Below are 19926 nucleotides of genomic sequence, written 5' to 3'. Positions count from 1 at the left end.
TAAATGCTGAGTGTCTGGGTCGTGTGTCATCGATTGTCTGCAAGCGCTTTCCTGATGGATTTATATGTTTCTCATTTCAATCTGATTACGAATAATTTTTGTTATTTTTATTTCAACGTTCAAGGATTTTTCCAAACGGACGTCGAACTTGAATGGACATGGTTAATCTAGCGGACGATTCGATATCCTTCAAAGGGGTGGGCCTACTGCCTGTGATTAAAGATGTTTTGCTGCAGCTATTGTTTGCGTTGATGCCTTTTGTCGCATACAACATCTATTACAGAAAACTGACAGTCAACTATTCCCGCAATTTCATCATTATTATTTGTTCGCTGTGCATGCTGTTGTCTATGACCTTTGCTTTGACTGTTCAAAGCGGAGTCATCTTTGATGTACGGTATATCATTATGTTCTTCGGCATATTATTCGGAGGGTTCACGACAGGGGTAATCCTGCTTGTGGAGTTTCTGCTTTATCGGCTGTACATTGGCGGAGCCGGCATGATCGACGCCATCATTATTTTGATCTTCACTTTTCCGCTGTCGATTCTGCTGTCATCCCTGTATCACCGTAGCAAACACAAATTATGGATCATTTTTATAGCCGGTATCAGCTTCTCTGTCCTTCCGCTCCTGGTACTCTATATAACCAAACCCGACTACATCACGAATTACATCATATTTAATATTTTGGCCATGCCCGTTCATAACTCGCTCGGGATATGGCTTCTCGTTACCCTGTTTAACAAATCCGTATCCGACAAAGAGCTTTATCTGCGGTATATCCAGAATGAGAAAGCCGAAGCCGTCAATCATGTCGCAGCCTCCCTTGCCCATGAGGTCCGCAATCCGCTGACCACCGTGCTTGGGTTCCTGCAATTGATTAAGAGCGGTACGTTCCCTCAGGAAAAAACCGAACGTTTTCTGGAAATCAGCATGGAGGAAATTCGCCGAACCGAGCAAATCTTGTCCGAATACCTCTCGATCAGCAAGCCTTACTTGCCGTTTCAGCAAAGAATCGAGCTCTCGCCCCAGATCAAGTCTGTCGTCGAGCTCATGACTTCATATGCTAATATGAGCAACGTGACCCTCAGCGCTGACTACCCTCAGCTCCCCATCTACATTTTAGGCAGTCCGGCGGAGCTCAAGCAGCTGTTGGTCAACTTTATTAAGAATGCGATTGAGGCCAGTAAAGACGTCGATAGAGGCACGGTCCACATCACCATCTATGAAGAAGCTGAGCAGGTGTCCATCGAAATTAAGGATAACGGGATCGGCATGACTCCCGAGCAATTGAGCCGTCTTGGTTCGATCTACTATTCCACTAAAATGAGTGGCACCGGACTTGGACTCACCTTCTCCTATCAAGCCATTCGCGCCATGAATGGGAGTGTCTCGGTACGAAGCTCGCCACGATCAGGAACGGTGTTTCTCATCACGCTCCCGCATGCCAATATAAATCCATAGTTGATTTGCGCACGCAATCCGTTAATGAAAAAGAGAGACGCCTCTGTTGTTACCAGAGCGTCTCTCTCTTTTATTGGGCTTGCAGTAATACAATTTCTTTTGCTGCAAAACTTCTGTTATTTTTGCTTAAGCCGTATCAGCCTTATTGGTATTTAGGGAGCCAGTCTCCATGCGCCTCGATCAGGTCGTCGCACAGGCTCTTGATGTCATCGATGGACAACTCGGCAGCCGTATGCGGGTCGAGCATCGCTGCATGATAGATATGCTCCTTCTTGCCGGTTGCCGCCGCTTCCAGCGTCAGCAGCTGGGTATTGATATTGGTGCGGTTCAGTGCGGCACATTGCGGAGGCAGATCGCCGACATAGGTCGGGGTTACGCCGCTGGCATCGACCAGACACGGAACCTCAACGCAGGCTTCCTTCGGAAGGTTCGTAATCAGCCCCGTATTCATTACGTTGCCCCCGATTTTGAACGGCACATTGGTCTCAATCGCTTCTAAAATGTAGGAGGCATATTCATGGGAACGGTTGTGCATCAGATCCTGGTTGTTGACCAGATCTTCGCGCATCGCCTTCCATCCCTCGATTTGGTTCACGCAGCGACGTGGATATTCATCCAGCGGGATGTTAAAGCGCTCGATCAGTTCCGGATAATTGCGCTTGATGAAATACGGATGGTATTCAGCGTTATGCTCGGATGACTCCGTGATGTAGTAACCGAAGTTCAGCATCATCTCGAGACGAACCATATCATGATGCTTCTCCTTCTGCTTCTCGGCCGCGCGCTTCTTAATTTCCGGATACAGGTCCACGCCATCCTTCGTTACCTCAAGCAGCCATGCCATATGGTTGATGCCAGCGATTTTGGCCTGCACGCCTTCCTTATCCATCCCCAGATTATCGAACAGATGCGGAATGCAAGCCTGTACGCTGTGGCACAGACCTACCGTTTGCACGCCGCCCAGCGTGTTCATGGCATTGGTCAGCACCGCCATCGGGTTCGTATAGTTCAAGAACAGCGCCTGTGGGCAAACTTCCCGCATATCGGCCGCAAAATCCAGCATGACCGGGATGGTACGGAGATTGCGGAAAATTCCGCCAATCCCCACGGTATCGGCAATTGTCTGTCTGAGTCCATACTTCTTCGGAATTTCAAAGTCCGTAATCGTACACGGATCGTATCCTCCGACCTGGATGGCATTGATGACATATTTTGCTCCGCGAAGGGCTTCCTTGCGATCACTGTATGATTTGACGACACAGGTGCTGCCGCTGGTTTTCTTAATATTATTCAGCATGTTCTCCGAGTCTTTCAAACGGATCGGGTCAATATCATACAAAGCAAGTTCAAATCCCTGCAAAGCCGGTGTCTGCATGCAATCACCCAGAACGTTCTTGGCAAATACGGTACTTCCTGCTCCGATAAATGTAATCTTAGACATCAATAAATTCCCTCCCTAAGCTCCATGAATTAATACGCTTTCACAAGACTAACTATATGATAATCGGTCTTTTTTGAATATGGAGCAAAACAAGGGCGATATGGACATTTGTTGTTTCATTAGGTAAGCTAACCCTAACACAGCATCCACTTCATCGATTGATATCGCACACGATTAAGGAGGACTAACGCATGTCCATTTTGCCGGACCATACACTGTACACGATTGGTATGAATCCTTCGCCGGGCGGTCATGATCTGAACATCCTATTCAGCGGTGAGGGGACTCCCGTACCGCGCCACAAAATCGGTCCGATCATTCATGATTACTGCCTCATTCATACCGTCTTGACAGGCCAAGGCATATTTGAATGTGCCGGCATCGTACATCATTGCCAGGCAGGCGATACCTTCGTGATCCTTCCCGGTGTTCTTTTCAGCTATGAAGCTGATGATCGGAATCCCTGGCACTATAACTGGGTAGCTTTACAAGAAAAAGGCACCAAGATGCTGCTGGCCGACATGGGTGTTACGCCGGCTAAGCCGATTATCCACTGTACGGATGAAGCTGAGTTAAGCTCCCTGGTCGAGATGTACCGTCATCTCCGTCTGGGCTTTAACCAATCGGATCACCCTTGGCTTGAGGATCTCCAGGCTTCCGGATGGCTCCGATTGCTGCTCCATAAGCTGGCGATGTTAAACCGCGAGCACCTTCCGTCGAACTCCAATGACGTGCCTGATATCGAGCGGGGCGTAAGGCAGACCGAGAGATGGATCTCGACCCAGTATCACCAACAGCTATCCATTGATCAGATGGCCAAGACACTTGGCTATCACCGGGCACATCTGTCCAAAATGTTCAAACAGCATACTGGCCTGTCCCCCATGCAGTATCTCATGAAGGTACGTATCGAGAAAGCCAAGTCGCTCATGAAATCGTCCTTCTCCATTCATGAGATTGCCTCCTCTGTCGGTTTCAATGATGCGCTCTATTTCTCCAAGCAGTTCCGCAAATGGACAGGCATGACCCCAAGCGAGTTTAAATGCAGTCTGGAGAAAGGCTCTAATAAAGCATGATTTATATACGGGCAAGGACGTAGTGTTTGGTCGAACAAGAGGAGACGAAAAAGCCGCCGGCACTCCTGCCGGCAGCTCTTTTTGAAACGCTTTAACTTAAGCCTGAGCCTCATAAAGCTGCACGATTTCAATAATCGTTTGAACAGCCAATACCATATTGTCCGCGGATACATACTCATACCGCCCGTGGTAGTTCTCCCCACCCGTGAAAATATTCGGTGTTGGCAGGCCCATGTACGACAGTTGAGAGCCGTCGGTGCCACCGCGAATCGGTTCGATAATCGGCTTGATTCCCAGCTTCTCCATTGCTGTCTGGGCGATGTCGACCACTTCTTTGACCGGCTCGATTTTTTCGCGCATATTGTAATATTGATCTTTCATCTGAAGGATGATCCGCTCGGCTCCATACTTGTTTTGAAGCTCTTCTACGATGGAGGCCAGCTTGGCCTTTCTTCCTTCGAACAGCTCCCGATCATGATCGCGGATAATATAACGGAGCTCGGTCAGCTCCACATCGCCCTCAATGGAGGAGAGATGATAGAAGCCTTCATACCCTTCCGTATGCTCAGGCGCTTCTTCCGCAGGGAGCAAACTGTTCAGCTCCATGGCGATTTTCGCCGCGTTGACCATTTTACCTTTGGCCGTTCCGGGATGGACATTCTTCCCTTTGCAGGTTACAAGCGCCGCAGCTGCATTAAAGCTTTCGTATTGAAGCTCCCCGAGCGGTCCGCCATCCATCGTATATGCGTACTTGGCCCCAAAAGCCTCCACGTCGAATTTGTGCGGTCCCCTCCCTATCTCCTCGTCCGGGGTAAAAGCAACCCGGATTTTACCATGCTTCAGTTCCGGGTGTTGTATCAAATACGCCATCGCCGTCATAATCTCGGCAATTCCCGCTTTATCGTCAGCTCCAAGCAAGGTGGTGCCATCCGTTGTTACGAGTGTATGTCCCTTGTAGCCATTCAGCTCCGGAAAATCCCGCGGGGAAAGCACCACATTCTGCGCTCTGTTCAGAATGATGTCTTGTCCGTCATATTGTTCGACGATCTGCGGCTTGACACCGGCACCCGTAAAATCGGTAGCCGTATCGATATGTGCCAAAAAGCCGATGGTCGGGATTGGTTTATCCGAGTTTGCCGGAAGTGTAGCCATCACATAACCATTCTCATCCATCGTTACGTCCTGCATGCCGATTTCCTTCAGCTCGTCCACCAGCAGCTGACCCAGCGTCAGCTGTCCCGGTGTCGAAGGGCAGGTATTACTGTTCTCGTCTGACTGCGTATCCACTTGTGCATAGGTAATGAGTCTGTCGATTACTTCTTTTTTCATAAATTCTCAACTCCAATACGTATGGGTATGTAAGATGCACCTCTCAAATCCATCAAGAGTATACCATATTTGGCCGCGAGCAAAAAAATAACCGTTTCCCAAAACCTCGGAAAACGGTTAATGCGAACCCTAAAATTCGCGCTTTATTCAAAAGCCGGCAGCACACTCTCGGCATAGTTATCCTCGAAGAACTTCTTCACTTCCGGGCTGGTCATCGCCTTGGCAAGCTTCTGGATCGGCTCGGAATCCACATTATCTTTACGAGCCACCAGCGTAATGGTGAAATCGGAGTCGTTGCCTTCGGTTACGAGAGCATCTTTCTTAGGGGTAAGCCCCAGCGGTTTCGCGTAGGCTGGTGTCATGGCAACCATATCGACGTCGTCGAGCGTACGGGCCAGCATGAGCAGATCCACCTCGGTGAACTTGTATTGGTGCGGATTCTCCACGATATCCGCCTGCGTGGCTTTAATGCCGACACCTTCCTTCAGCTTAATCAGGCCGCTCTTCTCGAACATCACCAGCGATCGGCCGATGTTGGAAGGGTCGTTAGCAATCGCTATCGTCGCACCGTCCGGAAGCTCTTCGATGGTCTTATATTTTTTGGAGTAAGCCCCAAACAGGGCATTGTAGATCGGCTGGACCGGAACCAATTCCGAGCCGTTGTTCGCATTGTATTCTTCCATGTACGGCACATGCTGGAAGAAGTTTGCATCTACCTCTTTATGAGCCAGCGCATTGTTCGGCTGCACGTTATCGGACAGGATCTGGATATCCAGATTGATGCCTTCTTCCTTCAGCATCGGCTTCACCAGGTCAAGCACCTCGGTCATTGGCGGAATGAGCGTTGCGACTTTTAATGTAACTTCTTTCGTGGTATCGGGTGCAGCGCTCTCCGAAGCTTTGTCCTTAGCAGGTTGCTGTCCGCAGCCTGCCAGTACCAGCAAGAGGGTCAGCATCAGCAGCATTAATTTCTTATTCATCGTAGGTTACCTCCAGGTAAAATATAATCTGTGTACATGCGTTCAAAAACATAATTAAACTTTTCTCTTATCCAGCAATCTGGATGCCAGGTTCCCGCCGAACTGGATCGACTGTACCAGAATGATCATAATGATGATCGTAAATGACATAAGCTCTCCCTCAAATCGCTGGTACCCGTAGCGGATCGCGAAATCCCCGACGCCGCCCCCGCCCACGATTCCCATCACCGTGGAGTACGAGATAAAGCTGATCGTGGATGTTGTCAGCCCGAGCACAAGGCCCGATCGGGCCTCCACATACAGGAATTTGTATATCATCTGAAGTGTGGATGCCCCCATGGAAGCGGCAGCCTCCATCACTTCTTTCGGCACCTCCAGCAAGGATTGCTCGACCAGTCTTGAATAGTAAGCCACCGCAACGACGGATAAAGGTACGGCAGCAGCCAGCGTCCCGAGGGATGTGCCGACAATCCACCTCGTGACCGGAATCATAATGACAACCAGAAGCAGGAACGGGAAGGACCGTATGACGTTAACCAGGGCATTCAGAATGGAGAATAACAGGCGATTCTCATACTGCTGGCCTTTTCGGCACAGAAATAGCAGTGTTCCGACCGGAAGACCCAGTATTATAGCGGCAGCAATCGATATGCCCACCATGATGAACGTCTCGCCAATCGCCCGCCATATTTCATTCTGATATTGCAGAACATAGGCAAAATAATCACTCAAATATGAAATGATGTCATTCATGGAACTAACAATCCCCCACTTTCCCTGCACCGTCCGTTGAAGATTCTGAACCCCGAGAAGCCCCTCCATCGCTTAGCTGATTACGGTACGTTCTGCTCAGACGCCCGTTCTCCATTACGGACACATGGTCGCAAATGCCGTTCACCACATCCATCTCGTGGGAAACGATCACGATGGTTACCCCCAGCGTTCGGTTGATATGCCGGAGCACCTCCAGAATGTCCGCAGTTGTCTGCGGATCCAGGGATGAGGTCGGCTCATCGCACAACAAGACGGTCGGCGAATTGGCTAACGCTCTGGCAATCGCTACCCGCTGCTTCTGCCCGCCGCTTAGCTGAGCCGGATACGACTTCGCTTTATCCTCAAGCCCGACAAAACGCAGGACCTCCTGGACACGCTTCGCCCGCTGGGCCTTCGGTACCTTCGCCAGTTCAAGCGGCATCGACACATTGCCCCATACTGTCCGGTTGCTGACCAGCTGGAATAGCTGAAAGATCATGCCAATTGATCTTCTTGCCTCCCGCAGCTCCCTGCCGCCAAGGGAAGTCAGCTCCTGACTATTCACCACAACTCGGCCGGAATCCGGTCGCTCCAGTACATTCATGATACGCAGCAGCGTCGATTTCCCGGCTCCGCTCGTGCCGATGATTCCGTGTATGCTTCCCTCCTCAATATGAAGAGAGACAGTGTCTATCGCCTGATAACGGTCACTGCCGCTGCCAAAGCTTTTACTGACCTCTTGCAGTGAGATCATCATAATCCCCCTCCTTGCACATGAAGAAAGCCCGCTTGGCTATACAGCCTGCGAGCAATGTTATGCTGCAACAACTATTGAATCATACCACAATTTTGGACAAAATGTGACACCACTTATTCGCTGCCAGAAAGTGCAAGTTCTCAGGACAAATAAAGCTGATGCCCATACATGCCGGTTAACCGTTCTACCGCCTTATTCAGCAAACTCTCCTCAAATCCCTCCAAGCCTTCGATGGCTTGGATTTTATCCGCTGGCGACATCTCCTTCTGAAGATGCAAGCTCCAGTTCACGATGGCCTGTACGGCATCCTCATGCTCGAACTGGCCGTAATAGATATGTGCTTTGTACAGATAACTGTCGGCATGCTCGGGAACCAGCTTCAATACCTCGTCAAAAGCAGCCAATGCCGCATCCTCATCCTGATCCTTGTAATAGATCTGTCCCAGTCTGAAATAAGCGCCCGGATGACCCGGCGAAAGCTCCAGCACTTGCAGCGTATCTTCCTTCGCCTGTGCGTAATCCGCCATCGTGTAGTAGATGCCGCTTCGCAGGCTGTACAGGCTGCCTTGCCCCGGGTTCAAGCTGAGCCCTTGAGCGCAGTCCGCTAATCCCCGTTCCAGCTGTCCGGTCTCCACAAAGCAAACGGCACGAAACTCGTAAAATCTCGGATTCGACGGATGCGCCTGAATCGCCTGGGAATAAGCGTCGATGGCGAGGTCCCACATGCCCATCTCCTTATATATATGACCACTGGCCGCCAGATACGTCGGATGCTCGGAGAAGGACTCCTCCTGCTTAACCGCTTCCTGCAGCTCAAGCAGCGCTTCCTCGTTGCGTCCTTGAAGATAGAGCACATAACTCAGCTTGTTGCGGATTTCAGTCCCATCCTGAAGAGCGGCTGCTTCCTTCAAAGCCTGCTCCGCGGATGGCAGATCATTTATCTCCATATAAATATCGGCGCGCTGCACATAGTTGGGGGCATCATCATTCTCAAGCTTAAGCAGCTTGTCATTAATCGCGAGCGCCTCCTCCTGACGACCCAACCGATAGTAACAATCGGCCATCCAATAACAGGCCAGCGGGGAGTCCGGCTGTCTTGCATATAGTTTCGAAATCAGCTCGTAGGCTTGCTCTTCCAGACCATCCTCGCGATAGATCCGAGCCAAGTCGAAATACGCACGGTAATCGTCCGGCTCCGCTTCAATGGCCCACTCCAAATCCGCTTTGGCTGCATTTTTGTTATCAGACCGGTTGAAGACCTCCGCTCTCTTTAAGTAAAGCTCGTATGAATCCGGATACCGCTCGATGGCCTCCGATAAATAGTGTTCGGCCTGTCCCATGTCCCCAAGCTGCACGTACAGGTCCGCCATGGGCTTCCGAAAGGAATACGCCTCCCGCACTTGCCGCTGAAACGTCTGAAATGCGCCATAGCTGTAATTGGTGCTATCTGCGAACAGCGCGTATCCGCCATCCTCTTCCGCCTCATACCGATCAGCCAGCTGGATCCCCTCCTGCAGCACACCCACAGCTTCCTGCACATGATCCATCAGATCCAGGGATACGGACAGCATGTAATAATACATCGGGATGGCGCGTTCCGGCTTCTCGATGCTTAGGTGAAAATAGTGCGCCGCCTCCGCCGGATTGCCGCTCTCATAAAAGGTCATGCCCAGCTCATAGTAAGTCGAAATAACCGTGCTGCCGTCCTCTCTCTTGATGCTTTCCTTCAGATCCCGGATCGCCTCGTCATACTGGTTCAAATCCTTGTGGGCAATCCCCCGGGTATACCAATTCATATAATTGTCGGCATTCAATCGAATCGCTTCATTTAGATCCTCAATGGCCTCGCGCTCCCGGTTCAGCTCACGCAAAATATGAGCGCGCCGCTCATACGCGCGATGGCTTCCGCTCGTATCGATCACGCGCCCCAAATAAGCTACGGCCTCTTCCGAATGGCCGCTGTTGTGCAGCAGTTCCGCATAGAGCAGCTTATCATTGAAACCGGTAATGGCACTTTCGCCTTTTCGCATATATTTAAGGGCTTGTTCAAAATCCCGCTTCTTCCTGTAATGGTTACCGATACGGTACCAGATCCGCTTCATCAACTTCATGGTGGCTCATCCTTTATATGTAGATGTTATTCTTGGGCTCGTATGATTAGAGCAGAGGACTCCTTCCTCTCATCTCTATATTATACTTCCTCTATGTCCATTTGCACCCAAATTAAAGAGGAACCCTGCAGGCTCCTCTTTAGGTGTGTATCCTATTATATTGTACGAGGTTACCAAAAATGTCCAATCAAAAGGAATACATGCGTTATTTAGTGAAATGATTTGCTTTATTCTGCTTACGGACTTTTCCAGCATAGTATGCTGCTGCACCCAATGAAATTCCCCAGATCAGAAAGAGTGCGTACCAGAAGTATCCCCACACCGCCATGGGGCTTGCATCTTGAGTGGCATACATTGGGGCCGACTGAACGCGGCCGACCGCTAACAAATACTGCAGGACGAAGTAAGTAAATCCCCAAAATGACAACAAAACAGAACCAATAGCAGCTGGTATAATTAGCAACCATTTCGGTAAGCGTAACCCCCACGGTCTGGCAAAAGCAAACGCGAATACGGCTGCCAATAAGGCCAGGGTACCCATTCCCCAGTAACCGATCACGTGCGTCCAAAATTCATCAGGCGCTTCCTGGAAATCCCCCGGGAATGCAAACCCGATGCCAAGTCCCCACCAATAATGGGGGAGGGCATACAGAACAGCGGCAATGCAAGCCGTATAGCCAGCTTTTTTCATTCTTGAATTATTCATATCAAACACCTCAAGCTCATCATACTTAACGAAAAGAGCATTCAGATAACTTGAAGTTTAAGTTTAGTTTAAATATGCGGTGGAGCCTGCGCGACTTTGTTCAGTACACCTTATGAATCACATCTTCGAAATCGGGATCTTCCATATCGATATCATCCAGTTCGCCCCAGCGGCCCAGCTCTTTAAAAATATCAAGCGTGTTCATCTCGCGGCGGTTCACCTCAATGGTGACGGTGTTATCCAGCGTGCTTGTCACCCGAATCGGGACGGAAAGATCGCCTTCGCGTAAAGATTGATCGGGAATGACAAAAGGACCGCGGAAAGTGACGGTGATCACGGTAGGCAGCCCGATGGTGTCGCGTAAAGACTGTACCGTTCCATCATAAGACAGCTCGCCGTTGTTAATGACCATCACCCGATTGCACAGCTGTTCGATATCATCCATGTCATGCGTCGTGAGCAGTATGGTCTTGCCGAATTGCTCGTTGATCAGCTTAAGAAAATGGCGGATGTTCCGCTTGGCGTTCACGTCCAGGCCGATCGTCGGCTCATCCAGGAACAGCACGTCCGGATCATGCAGCATCGCGGCGGCGAGGTCGGCGCGCATGCGCTGCCCGAGCGACAGCTTGCGCACAGGCGTTTCCCAGAACGCCTGTAAATCCAGCAGTTCAGCAAACTCACCGAGCCTGCGCTCCTTGTCCGTCTGATCCACGCTGTACATTTTAGCCAAAATATCGTAGGAATCCTTCACCGGCAAATCCCACCACAGCTGGCTCCGTTGACCGAATACGACGCCCAGATTGTTCACGACGCTGCGCCGTTCCTTGTGCGGATTCATGCCTCCGATGGATACATGACCCGAGGTCGGGTGGAGAATGCCGGTCAGCATTTTGATGGTTGTGGATTTCCCGGCCCCATTTGGTCCGATGTAACCGACGAATTCCCCCTGCTCCACTTGAAAGCTGATTCCCTTCACGGCTTCCTTCGTCCGGTATTCTCTCGTAAACAGGGTTCGCACACCGGAGAAGCGCCCCTCCTTCACAACCGGCGTTTTGAATTCCTTGCGTATGTTGTGGACTTCAATCATTGACGCGTTCCTCCTTTTAGCTCCCTGTACTTTGATATTTGGTCAAACCAAACTGCCAGAATTTCAGACTTAAGTAGAGACATACCAGAGCCGCTCCAGCCAATGCGGGCAGCACCCAAACTCCGAGCTCGCCCCGCAGTATGTATAATGACGGGATGTAATTAACTAAACCGACCGGAACCACGATCAGCAGGATCGACGACATCCATTTGGGATACAGCGTGAGCGGATACTGGGCTGCTGTCCGGGCCGCGTCCTCCGTAATATTTTGAAGCTCGGTGATCCGGGTCGTCCAAAAACCGAACGTTGCGGTAGAGAGTCCGATTGAGAACAGGATGACGGCCCCCGTGACGATAATATAAAGCGATTGCGGCACCGCGCTCCATCCGACTTGCCCTGCCGCCATCATGCCATGCAGCGACCACCAGAGCAGAAAACCGCCCTGCAGCACTTCGCCCAGCATAATCCGGAACTTCTGCGGCATGAGCGCCAGCAGCACCGGCATGGGACGGGTCAGCAGCTGATCAAGCTCCCCGTTGATCAGGTAGTGTTCAAGATGGTGCACTTCATCCGCGAACGTCCGATAGAGCGTCTTCGATAAGGTCATAATGGCAAACAAATACCCGATTTCATGCATGGACCACCCCTGGATGGCCCCAAACTTGTAGAGCACGATAGCGACCATAAGGAATTCGGAAATTTGAATCAAGGCGGCGAGAAACGAAGCCAGGATAAAATTGAATTTGTACTGCATGCGGCTTTTGATGCTGGTGCGGATCAACAGCGCGTACAGAGATAGCCAGGATCTTGTGGTCATCCTCCTTGCACCTCCACTTTCCGTCTTAGGAAGCCCGTTGCCAGCAGGCTAGCCAGCGTGAGCAGCACGCACCATAGGAGCGTCCCCCATAGATAGGAAACGTCATCAAAACCCAGATAAATTCGAGTTGGCACATAGAGCAGATAAGGATACGGCGACCACCAGGCCATCGTCTGAAGCCAGCCCGGCAGCCATTCAATCGGGATGAAGAAGCCTGCAAGCAGATTGATCATCGCATGGTTGCCCCAATACAACCAAGACGATTCCGTTGTCCATAATGCGGATGCGCCGATGAGATAGTTGATGCAGATCGATAAATAGGCGGCTCCTGCAAGCGCAATGGCAACATAGAGAAAGGTAGATGCTTTTCCGGGTAAATGCAGCGAGAAGGCAAAGTAATACACCAGGTAGATCGGGATCGATTTGTAAACGAATTGGTAGGCGATTTGCCCCCATTCCTTGGCCATCAAATGACTAAACAAGTGAACGGGGCGCATCAAATCCAGAGAGATATGGCCGGTTCGCACGGCTTGGGGAATGCCGAGGCCATTCGTGACGAAACTGGAAACCCAGAGCGCAGCTTGCGTAAAGGCGATATAACCGACCATTCCCTGCGTTCCGTAATCTCCGAGCGCGTAGTCTGCACCGAGACCGATCCAGATACAGGCATACATGAAGCCGAACATCGCGCTGGCGATATTGTGCACCATGTGAGCGCCGCGGTACTGCAAATTGCGGGCATAGGCTTTGGAAGCCAATGTGAAATAAAGCATGAAGCACCTCCGATAAGCATTTTAGATGGCGGATCCATCCACTTCAGACAAGGCGAAAATGAGAGAAGGACAATAGCATACCAGAACGTTCCATTTCAGGCAAGACTTTTTTCGGGAGGTAAATCGTGAAGGGATTCGGCATACAAAAAGGCCAACCAGAAGATTCTGGCTAACCTGATAATACAAAAGAAGCCTTCTCCTCCCAGCCCAGTTTCGAAAGAAACCACCAAGGGAGTTTGAAGACTTCGTTGTTGGAGTATGAAATTGCACCGGCGTCATCATCATATACGCTGGTACACGCTGTCAGATCACGTCCCTATGCTTCATCGGCCCCTGAAACTCGCCGAAATACTCTATCAGGAAGGATTGGAACTCCCTGGCGGCCTTGGACAGATATCGCCGCTCCAACCAAGCTACGGTGAAGGTGCGGTAGCAGGAAGGCTTCTCGATGCGCACCATCGCGAAGGACGGCTTTTCATCCCCTTTGCACCCGGGTACAAATGCCGCTCCAAGTCCGGCGGATACGAGGCTGGCCAAAGCTGCAGGTTCATCCACTTCACAGACGACATCCCGGCTGATCCCGGCCAAACGGCAGAACTCCTCGTTCATTTTTCGAAACGGGTGGCCTGTTTTGTATTCGATGAATGCTTCCCCCGCTACCTCCTGAAGGGTTACGCTGGCCCGTCCCGCCAATCGATGCCCGTGAGGCACCGCCAAGAACACCTCGGCATGGAGGACCGGGATCTCCCGAATGTTGTCTTCGTCCAATGCCGCTGCGGTAAAGCATAGATCGACCTCTCCGTTCTCCAACATCTGAACCATCTCCATCATCGAGTCGGGCGCAATCTGGACAATGCGGAAATTCACTTCAGGATACCGTGTGCGGAAAGCACCCAGTGCCCTGGACAGCCGGCTTAGCGCCGTCGTTGCGATGCGTATGCTTCCCCTCTCCATACCTGCCAAATCCGAAACCTCTCTCTTGCCTTCCTCAATGGCCGAAAGTGCCGTATCTACGCTTTTCAAAAAAGCCTTTCCGAATGAATTGAGCTTGATTTGCCGATTCTGCCGATCAAACAGTTGTACTCCCAAATCTTCCTCCAACCGGGCAATCGTCTTGCTGAGCGCAGGCTGGGCAATTCGAAGTTCCTTTGCAGCTTTGGTCATATGCTCCATTCTGGCCACCGTCTGAAAATAATGCAGCTGAAGCAGCTCCATGGTAACTTCCTCCTTTTTTGATAACCTAAAGTATATGAATGCATGTCATAATATATATTTTTATTTATTAACTATCGATTGTAGAATAAATCGTAACCAAAGGAAAGGGGGAAATAACATGAACGAACATCAGCAACAACCACCATCGGCTGAAAAATTAATACGCATTCTGGCTTTTACGATGATTCTCTCATCGATGAGCGCAACCATGTTTAATATCGTACTTCCGGAAATCAGCAAGCAATTCCAGCTTTCCTTTGCCCAAGTCAGTTGGGTATCTTCGATTTACATGCTGATATATGCCATAGGCTCTGTCATATACGGAAAATTGGCTGACACCTATAAACTCAAAAATCTGCTCACCTTCGGTTTGCTCCTCTTCTTTGTCGGTTCCATTACAGGGTTATCGGCACAAGCCTACTGGATGGTCCTGCTGGGCCGGATACTTCAGGCTGCGGGGGCAGCCGTCATTCCGGCAACAGCCATGATCATACCCGTCCGTTACTTCCCGGCAGAAAGCCGGGGGCGCGCGCTTGGCATAACTGCTACCGGACTCGCGATCGGAAGCGCAATTGGGCCGGTGGTCTCGGCTTTGATCGTCAGTGTGTTCCACTGGAGTTGGCTCTTCTGCATCCCCGTGTTGATCCTCGTCACCTTGCCCTTGTACCGCAAATATTTGGGCAATGAACAAGGCCAGGGGGGACGGATCGATTGGCTCGGTGGCGGTCTTCTGGCAGGGACGGTTGCGCTGCTGCTCCTTGCGGTGACACAGGGAAACTGGATATATGGTTTAGGCAGCTTCATGCTGTTCCTGTTATTCCTCCTGCGCATTCGATCAGCTAAAGAGCCTTTTGTTCAGCCCCGTTTATTCAGCAACAAAAGCTACTCAGTCGGACTAGTGCTTGCCATATTCATCGTGAGTGTCGGTTACGCCCTGCCCTTTCTAACGCCACAGCTGTTGGCGAATATTAACGGTTTGGCTCCGGGTTGGATCGGATTTGTCATGGTGCCGGGAGCCATCGTCACGGCCATGCTTGGCGGAAGAGGCGGCAAACTCGCGGATACCAAGGGAACACGTTATCTATTCTATATAGCGTCCACCCTGCTTCTGGTCTGTTTCGCTCTGTTGTCCACCTTCGCGGGCAGATCGCCATTCCTCATTGCGCTGTTTCTGATCTTCGGCAATGTGGGGCAAATGTTTATGCAAATCTCGCTCTCCAAGACGATTTCCTTGTCGCTGCCGAAAGAACAAACTGGCGTCGGTATGGGATTGTTCTCTCTGCTCAACTTTCTGTCAGGTGCGATCGCCACGGGGGTATACGGCAAAGCCGTCGATCTTGGCGCCGGAAGTTCCTGGAATCCGTTAAATCTGTTCCAGGGAGCCTCCACCTACAGCAATATCTATATCGTCCTGTTTGCCTTACAAGCTGGAGTTCTCCTGCTGTTTATGATGCAATTTGGCAGAGCGGGACAGCGCAAGCTGCAGGTTCAAACCACAGTTTCTAAGTAAGGAGAGAACAACAGATACGATTAATGTAAAAATATTATGTTTGCATCCATATTGTTTACACGGCACGACATGACTTGAGGCCCGGCTTAAGGCAGCATCTAAATTCAATCAGGTCAATAGAAAAACCACCGGAGTAACAATAGGCTTCTTCAAGCCTTTCCGGTGGTTTTGATTCTATTTTAATGCATGTTCCAATATGGCACGATGCCCTCAACAGACAACCATAGTCTATGCCGGGTAACCTCATTGCGGCAACCGCGGCAGCAAGTGATGCTGGTCGTTGATGGTACACTCCTCCACCTTGGCACTGGTGCAATATTACATAGCCGCTCGTTTCAGCTGGCCGTAATACAGCTCGCTGTAGAATCCTCCCTGCTTCAGCAGTTCATCATGAGAGCCTTGCTCCAGCAGGCGCCCATCCTTCAGCACCAGGATGCGGTCCGCCGAGCGGATCGTGTTTAGACGATGGGCAATCACGAAGCTCGTCCGCCCCTTCATCAATCGCTGCAATCCTTCCTGGATCTTGATTTCCGTTACGGTATCGATGCTGCTTGTCGCTTCATCCAGCACCAGCATAGAAGGGTTAGCGAGAATCGCCCTCGCGATCGCAAGCAGCTGTTTCTGGCCTTGGCTAATGCCGCTGCCGTCTGGCTTGAGTTTCTTGTCGTAACCGTCCTTCATCCGCACAATAAACGAGTGGGCATTAGCCAGCTTCGCGGCATCTTCCACTTCCTCATCGGTGGCATCCAGCCGTCCGAAGCGGATATTTTCCCGGATCGTGCCCTGGAAGAGGAAGGAATCCTGCAGCACAAAAGCCATTTGCGAGCGCAGGCTCTCCCTGCGAATCGAAGAAATATCCCGCCCGTCGAGGGTAATGCTTCCACTGTCCGGATCGTAGAACCGGGAGAGAAGCTGAATTAAGGTAGTCTTCCCCGCACCCGTCGGACCGACCAGCGCAATCATCTCGCCGGGTTTCGCTTCAAAGGTGATTCCTTCCAGGGTATCTCCGTCTTTTTCATAAGAAAACGATACGTTGTCGAACTTCACCGCACCCTCCACGCTTTTCAACGTGACCGCAGCTCCTTCATCCTTCGCTTCAACCTCTTCATCCAGCACTTCGAAAACGCGTTCCGCCCCCGCAATGGCTGACAGTAGCGTATTCCATTGGTTCGCCAGATCGTTCAGCGGTCTCGTAAACTGTCGCGCGTAACTCTCAAAAATAATGATGACGCCGATCGTAATATGTCCCTGGATCGCCATGATGCCGCCAATTCCCGCTACGATCGCAAAACTCAGGTTGTTGAGCCCGTTCATCAGCTTTGGAATAAAGCCTGAGATACTCTGCGCCCAGAAGCCCGAAAGACGAATCCGTTGATTGCGCTCATCGAATTCGCGGACCACCCGTTCTTCCTGGGAAAAAGCCTTAATAATCCGCTGTCCCGACAGCGTTTCTTCAATATACCCGTTCAGATCCCCCAGGTTGCGTTGACGCTCTTTGAACAATGGACCGGTCCGCCGGGTGATCCAGCGCATCCCCATCATCATCAGCGGCACAACCAGGAAGGTCAGCAGCGTAAGGAGCGGACTAAGCCATAACATGACGGATAATGTGCCGATTAAGGTCAGCACGCTCGAGAAGATTTGAATGGCCGAGCTGTTCAGCGTTGAGCTCACGTTCTCGATATCGTTCGTCAGACGGCTCATGATCTCACCCTGTTGTCGCTTGCCATAGAACGGAATCGGGAGCCGGTGCAGATGCGTGAACAGATCCATCCGCATCCGGTACACCGTTTCTTGGGCGATGCCGATCATCCAGACGTTATGCAGCCAGGTGGTTAAAGCCTGAAGGACATAGACGGCGGCCAGGCCTACAAGAAAATACAACCAGGCCGAGTCGATGGAACTGTCCGGATTACGTACATCATCCAGAAATTTGTCCACCCCGACGCCGAGCAGATAGGGACCGAGCAGCGCCAGCCCCGAGCTGATCATCACCATCAGCAGCACAAGTGCGAGCTTCCCTTTGCGGCGGGCAAGATAAGCCCATATTCTGGAGAGGGTGCCCGACCAGTTTTTGGCCTTGGCTTTTGGCTTACCGCCCTGGCCGCCATCCTTATTGTTGCCAAGATCGATCTTCGGTCTTGGATGACGAAACGGTTCAGTGAATGCCTTGAGCATGCTGCTGCGCCTCCTCTCCGTATTGGGATTCATAGATGCGTCGATACAGAGCGGAACTTTCCATCAAAGCGTCGTGGTTCCCTTTTCCAATCAAACGACCATCGTCCAGCAGTAGGATCAAATCGGCCGAAGTGGTGGAGCTGATCTTCTGCGTGATCAAAAACGTCGTGCAGGACAAATCCTTCAGGGCATCCAGCAGGGCGCCTTCCGTTCGGACGTCAAGGGCGCTGGTGCTGTCGTCCAGAATAAGGATGGCGGGCTTTCGCACGAGCGCCCGTGCAATGGACAAGCGCTGCTTCTGTCCGCCGGACAAGTTGACTCCCCGCTGGCCCAGCATCGTGTCATAGCCCTTAGGCAAATGCTCGATGGTATCATGGATTTGGGCTCTGCGCGCCGCTTCTTTAATTTCTTCCATGGAAGCCTCCTCGCGTCCCCAGGCAATGTTATCCCGGACCGTACCGGAGAAGAGCAGCACTTCCTGCGGCACATAACCGATGCTGCTGCGCAGATTCACCTCATCGATCGATCCGGCATCCACTCCGTCTACGAGCACGGTCCCCTTCTCTTCCTCGTAAAGCCGTGGAATTAGCTGTACTAACGAAGATTTGCCGGAACCTGTTGCTCCCATGATCGCGATCCGCTCTCCGGGCATCGCTTCAAACGAAATATCCGTCAGCACGTCGATGTCGCTGCCCGGGTAGCTAAAGCTCACTTGCTCGAACTTCACGCCCCCTTGAATTTGAACCTTTTTATTCTTATCCTTGCCCGCGCTTGCTGCATCCTCTTCCGTCTTTAACACCTCCTGCGTCCGCTGGGCGGAAGCGCGACCCCGGGAGAAGGCAACGACAACCCAAGACAGGGCGGACATGGCACCAATACAACGTAGAGAATAATTGACGACGGCAACCCCTTCGCCGACGCTGGCACTGCCAGACGCGATGTCTTTGCGGCCAAACCACAGGACCGCCATAATCCCGGCATTCATAATGAGAAGAATAAACGGCATCGTCGTCTCCGTTAACCGCAAGGTCGAGACGGTGGTGCTCATCAGCTTGCCCGAGGTACGACCAAAGCGTTCAATCTCGTGACCCATGCGCACAAATACGCGAATCAACCGGATCCCGGTCAAATTCTCCTGAATGACGCCGTTCACCGCATCCAGTCGCTGCTGTACATTGCGGAACGCATCCGCTGCCCGCTTCATAATCCAAGCAATAAAAATAAACAACAATGGCACGGTAAGGACAAGCAGCAAGCCCAGCTTCACATTCACGACCAATGCCATGATAATGCTTCCTAACACAACTAGCGGAACACGCGTCATAAACCGTAAGCCCATGAACACCGTATCCTGAATCTGGGTGACGTCACCCGTAAGTCTAGTAATCAATGATGAGGTAGCAAACCGGTTAAATATCGAATAGGAGAAAGATTGCACCTTTTCATACAGCTGATCACGCAGATCATAGCCGAGTCCCTGACTCGTATGCGCCGCAAAAAAAGAGCTGGATATCCCGGCTATAAAGGCAATAATAGCGCTTCCAGTTAAAACGGCTCCCCACATCCATACGACGGACAAATCCTGTTTCTGAATACCGTCGTCAATGATTTTAGAGATGAGCAGCGGCTGAATCAGCTCAACGGTGAGCTCAATCAGCATCATGACCAGTGCCGCAATCGCTGCTACACGGTATTTTTTCAAGATCGAGAAGACCATTCCCATATGC

16 protein-coding genes are annotated in these 19926 nt (G+C 51.2%); 3 read left to right on the top strand and 13 right to left on the bottom strand.

Features of this window, described 5'->3' with window-relative positions; genetic code table 11:
• Positions 1-158: 158 nt before the first annotated feature.
• A complete protein-coding gene (locus tag CRG97_RS07145) occupies positions 159-1466 on the top strand; it encodes a sensor histidine kinase (protein ID WP_098742563.1) in 1308 nt (435 codons plus the stop codon).
• A 142-nt stretch (positions 1467-1608) separates the two neighbouring features.
• Here the strand turns inward: CRG97_RS07145 and melA are convergent, their stop codons facing one another.
• Positions 1609-2907, bottom strand: a complete 1299-nt coding sequence (gene melA / locus CRG97_RS07140; protein WP_098742420.1) for an alpha-glucosidase/alpha-galactosidase — start codon at positions 2905-2907, stop codon at positions 1609-1611.
• A gap of 191 nt (positions 2908-3098) precedes the next feature.
• Between melA and CRG97_RS07135 the strand changes: the two genes are divergently transcribed.
• Positions 3099-3983, top strand: a complete 885-nt coding sequence (locus tag CRG97_RS07135) for an AraC family transcriptional regulator (protein ID WP_098742419.1) — start codon at positions 3099-3101, stop codon at positions 3981-3983.
• A gap of 96 nt (positions 3984-4079) precedes the next feature.
• On the opposite strand, the gene pepT is transcribed toward CRG97_RS07135, so the two are convergent.
• The 10 genes from pepT to CRG97_RS07085 form a co-directional block, all read right to left on the bottom strand.
• On the bottom strand, positions 4080-5312 hold the full coding sequence (gene pepT / locus CRG97_RS07130) for a peptidase T (protein ID WP_098742418.1): 1233 nt from the start codon (positions 5310-5312) through the stop codon (positions 4080-4082).
• Between the two features lie 143 nt (positions 5313-5455).
• A complete protein-coding gene (locus CRG97_RS07125) occupies positions 5456-6292 on the bottom strand; it encodes a MetQ/NlpA family ABC transporter substrate-binding protein (RefSeq protein WP_098742417.1) in 837 nt (278 codons plus the stop codon).
• A 54-nt stretch (positions 6293-6346) separates the two neighbouring features.
• On the bottom strand, positions 6347-7045 hold the full coding sequence (locus CRG97_RS07120; protein WP_076322978.1) for a methionine ABC transporter permease: 699 nt from the start codon (positions 7043-7045) through the stop codon (positions 6347-6349).
• Positions 7046-7049: 4 nt separating this feature from the next.
• Positions 7050-7799 (bottom strand): methionine ABC transporter ATP-binding protein, encoded by a 750-nt coding sequence (locus CRG97_RS07115; RefSeq protein WP_098742562.1) that lies wholly within the window; start codon positions 7797-7799, stop codon positions 7050-7052.
• A 143-nt stretch (positions 7800-7942) separates the two neighbouring features.
• Positions 7943-9913, bottom strand: a complete 1971-nt coding sequence (locus tag CRG97_RS07110) for a tetratricopeptide repeat protein (RefSeq protein ID WP_098742416.1) — start codon at positions 9911-9913, stop codon at positions 7943-7945.
• Between the two features lie 205 nt (positions 9914-10118).
• Complete coding sequence (locus tag CRG97_RS07105; protein ID WP_098742415.1) at positions 10119-10619, bottom strand: DUF3995 domain-containing protein; 501 nt, start codon at positions 10617-10619, stop codon at positions 10119-10121.
• Between the two features lie 100 nt (positions 10620-10719).
• Complete coding sequence (locus CRG97_RS07100) at positions 10720-11706, bottom strand: ABC transporter ATP-binding protein (protein ID WP_098742414.1); 987 nt, start codon at positions 11704-11706, stop codon at positions 10720-10722.
• A gap of 16 nt (positions 11707-11722) precedes the next feature.
• Positions 11723-12523 carry an ABC transporter permease gene (locus CRG97_RS07095; RefSeq protein WP_098742413.1) on the bottom strand — a complete coding sequence of 267 codons (801 nt, stop codon included), beginning with the start codon at positions 12521-12523 and terminating at the stop codon, positions 11723-11725.
• Complete coding sequence (locus CRG97_RS07090) at positions 12520-13296, bottom strand: ABC transporter permease (RefSeq protein ID WP_098742412.1); 777 nt, start codon at positions 13294-13296, stop codon at positions 12520-12522. Before CRG97_RS07090 ends, CRG97_RS07095 begins: the two co-directional genes overlap by 4 nt.
• Before the next feature lie 303 nt (positions 13297-13599).
• A complete protein-coding gene (locus CRG97_RS07085; RefSeq protein WP_098742411.1) occupies positions 13600-14511 on the bottom strand; it encodes a LysR family transcriptional regulator in 912 nt (303 codons plus the stop codon).
• A 118-nt stretch (positions 14512-14629) separates the two neighbouring features.
• On the opposite strand from CRG97_RS07085, the gene CRG97_RS07080 reads away from it, so the two are divergent.
• Complete coding sequence (locus CRG97_RS07080; protein ID WP_098742410.1) at positions 14630-16021, top strand: MFS transporter; 1392 nt, start codon at positions 14630-14632, stop codon at positions 16019-16021.
• 318 nt (positions 16022-16339) lie between these two features.
• Here the strand turns inward: CRG97_RS07080 and CRG97_RS07075 are convergent, their stop codons facing one another.
• Both CRG97_RS07075 and CRG97_RS07070 read right to left on the bottom strand, forming a co-directional pair.
• Positions 16340-18199, bottom strand: a complete 1860-nt coding sequence (locus tag CRG97_RS07075; RefSeq protein WP_098742409.1) for an ABC transporter ATP-binding protein — start codon at positions 18197-18199, stop codon at positions 16340-16342.
• On the bottom strand, positions 18180-19922 hold the full coding sequence (locus CRG97_RS07070; RefSeq protein WP_098742408.1) for an ABC transporter ATP-binding protein: 1743 nt from the start codon (positions 19920-19922) through the stop codon (positions 18180-18182). Before CRG97_RS07070 ends, CRG97_RS07075 begins: the two co-directional genes overlap by 20 nt.
• Between the last annotated feature and the right edge of the window lie 4 nt (positions 19923-19926).

The organism is Paenibacillus sp. EZ-K15, from assembly GCF_002573715.1.
In the GTDB taxonomy this organism is placed as follows: Bacteria; Bacillota; Bacilli; order Paenibacillales; family Paenibacillaceae; genus Paenibacillus_AQ.
Note: the sequence above shows the minus strand (reverse complement) of the source record. Positions and strands in the feature narration are given on the sequence as shown.